3 protein-coding genes are annotated in these 2,947 nt (G+C 70.3%); all 3 read left to right on the plus strand.

Annotated elements, in window-relative coordinates; all coding sequences use genetic code 11:
• Positions 1-196, plus strand: a 196-nt coding sequence (locus D7X12_RS43315; protein WP_208719611.1) for a hypothetical protein, incomplete at its 5' end; no start/stop codon positions are given.
• Positions 197-451: 255 nt separating this feature from the next.
• Positions 452-1,036 carry a GAF domain-containing protein gene (locus D7X12_RS40640; RefSeq protein WP_120630475.1) on the plus strand — a complete coding sequence of 195 codons (585 nt, stop codon included), beginning with the start codon at positions 452-454 and terminating at the stop codon, positions 1,034-1,036.
• Between the two features lie 117 nt (positions 1,037-1,153).
• A partial coding sequence (locus D7X12_RS40645) for a serine/threonine protein kinase (RefSeq protein ID WP_147443976.1) occupies positions 1,154-2,947 on the plus strand: 1,794 nt, incomplete at its 3' end.

Genomic DNA, 2,947 nt, shown 5'->3' on the forward strand with positions numbered 1-2,947 from the left:
GATGGGTATAAGAGACAGGCCGGCCCCCGCCGCCGAGGCGAAGACCGAGGCCGCTGCCCCCGCTCCCGCGACCGGTGAAGTGAAGACCGAGGCGAAGGCGGAGACCAAGACGGAGACCAAGGCGGCCGGCGGCAAGAAGGCCACCAAGAAGACCACCACCGAGAAGAAGACCACCACCGAGAAGGCCGCGGAGTAATTCCGCCGCCGCACCGCCTGCCCGTCTTCTCCAAGGGCCGGACAGGAACGAGTGCCCGACAGGGGCGCCCTCTTCCCGGGGCGTCCCTGTTGTCGTTTCAGGACCGGACGCTCCATCCACCCCGGCTTCTTGGAATTTCAGCAGAGCCACCATTTGACAGGCAGGGAGGAATCCTGCTTAATACGCATTAGGTGGATGCCTGTTCATCCACGACAAGAAGGGGCGTCCCCCTCCCCCCCTTCAAGCGAGACGGTCATGGTGGAAGCGTTCACGAAGGTGTCCGAAGCGTCCCGGTTGCTGCTGGACAAGGGTCTGTGCGCGGCGACGGGCGGCGAGTCCCTGGGCATGGTGGCCCGGACCCTGAAGGTGGATCGCGCCTGCATCTTCGAGAACCGCACCACGAACCTGGCGGGCCGGTTCATGACCGACCTGCGCCACGCGTGGGCGGAGCCGGGGGTGGCGTCCCCGTACGCGCACCCCATGCTGCGCTCGCTGGCGCTGCGCGACTACGCGATGGCGTGGATGGACATGCTGGAGGCGGGGATGGTGGTGTCCTGCGCCACCCGCGAGGCGCCGCCCATGATGCGTGAGCTGATGGAGCGCCAGGGCGTCCAGTCCGCGCTGCTGTGCCCCATCATCCCGGCCAAGCAGTGGTGGGGGTACGTGGCGTTCGAGGACTGCCACCAGGCGCGCGTCTGGCGCCCGGAAGAGGTGTCCCTGCTCAAGTCGCTGGCGCGGGCCATTGGCGCGTCCGTGCGCCACGCCTCCATGCGCTCCTCGCTGTCGCAGGTGCGCACCAACCTCACCAGCGTGATGCGCCCGGCTTCCGGGGATACCTGAGCCCACCTGGGTCAGGGTTGCCCGCCCGCCCTGCGGGCGGGGAGGTGGGGCCAGGGATGATCGGGGCGGTAACGCGGCGCCCTGTTTCTGCTACCCTCGCCTGCCTGCGCCCTGCCCATGTCCTCGATTGAGCCCACCGCCATCAGCCGTGCCCGGACCCCTGACCTCATCAGCGGCTACCGCCTGGAGAAGCTCGTCGGTGCCGGAGGCATGGGGGAGGTCCACAAGGCCACCCAGCTCTCCCTCGGCAGGACGGTCGCGGTAAAGCTGCTAAACCCGGAACTGGCCAAGGACCCGTCCTTCATCGCGCGCTTCCAGAAGGAAGCCGCCGCGCTGGCGACCCTGAGCCACCCCCACGTCGTCGCCATCGTCGACAAGGGGAAGACGGAAAACACCTATTACCTGGTGATGGAGTTCGTGGACGGGCCGTCCCTGCGCGAGCTCATGCGCAGCCCGCAGCTGGACACGCCGGTGCTGCTGCGGCGGATGCTCGAGATCTGCCGGGCCATCGAGTACGCGCACGGCCGGGGCGTCATCCACCGCGACCTGAAGCCGGAGAACATCCTGCTGGATCAGCAGGCCGGCGGCATCGCGAAGGTGTCGGACTTCGGGCTGGCGTCCTTCCTGGACGACGCGCAGGTGTCGTCGCGCTACGCGCTCACGTCCACGCACGTGTCCATGGGCACCATCTCGTACATGGCGCCCGAGCAGCGCGTGGACGCCAAGAGCGCGGACGGGCGCGCGGACATCTTCTCCCTGGGCGTCATCCTCTACGAGACCTTCACCGGCGAGGTGCCGCTGGGCACCTTTGATCCGCCGTCGCGCAAGCGCCCGGGCCTGGACCCGCGGGTGGACGCCATCGTGATGCGGTGCCTCAAGCCGGATCCGGATGACCGCTACCAGTCGGTGGGCGCGCTCATCACGGACCTGGAGCCGCTGGTCCCTGGCAGCCTGCTGTCCATGCCGCCCCTGCGGCTGACGCGCTGGCAGCGGGCGAAGCAGAAGGTGCGCCACGCGGCGCGCGTGGTGGTTCAGACGACCGCGGTGCTGGTGGTGCTGGCGGCACTGGGCGTGCTGGGCGTGGCGTGGAACCGCAGCGGAAAGGTCCGTACGCCGCCGGTGTCCCCGGGCGGGGTCATCATGGCGGACCTGGGCGGGGAACGGAGCCAGTCTGCCCCCGGGCGACGGGAGGACGTGACCCCGGACAAGCAACGCGTGGTGGCGGGCGAAGGACCGGATGCGCTGAAGATGATGGTGGCCGGCAGGCCTGCTGTCTTCCAGAACAAGGCCCTCATCTTCTCGCCCCTGGAAGACACCGAGTCGCGCGTGGGTCGCATGCGCGCGGACGTGTTGGGGCTGGTGGGGGGCGTCGCGCGGCTGACCGCGCGCGTGCGCGCCGACGCGCCTCCGCCCACGGTGAAGCGTCGCCTGATGGAAATGGTGGATGGCCCTCCGCCGGATCCGGTGGCCGCACTGCTGCTGGCGGGCCGGGACCGCCGTTACGTGGCGCTGGTGCACCGTGGCGTCGGCGCGCCGCTGGCCCTGGAGTGGGCACTGGGCGAGCGCAGCGGGAGCATGCTGGGGCTCGCGGCTCCGGAGGGCGAGGCCCGGCTGGAGATGTTCGTCACCGAGGAGGGCGTGCTGCAGGCCTTCGTCGGCCAGGGCAAGGACCAGCGACCCATCGCGGAGCCGCTGAACCTGGGCCCGGACTGGCAGAGCCAGTTCGGCGAGCCCCCCCAGCCGGCCTTCGGCTGCATTGAAGGCACCTGCAGCGCCGAGGGGCTCACCTACGTCGTGGACCGCCCCGCGCCCGTGGTGGCCACGCCCGTGGTGCTGGCCCCGCAGCCTCCGCGCACGGTGGCCTCCGCGACGCCCGTCAAGGCCGTGGTGCCCAAGCGGGTGGCCCCGCCG

This window comes from Corallococcus sicarius (assembly GCF_003611735.1).
Taxonomy (GTDB): Bacteria; Myxococcota; Myxococcia; order Myxococcales; family Myxococcaceae; genus Corallococcus; species Corallococcus sicarius.

Bases quoted from the DNA above. Each gene is read 5' to 3' on its own strand.
- D7X12_RS40640 (WP_120630475.1), top strand. From the start codon at position 452: ATGGTGGAAGCGTTCACGAAGGTGTCCGAAGCGTCCCGGTTGCTGCTG.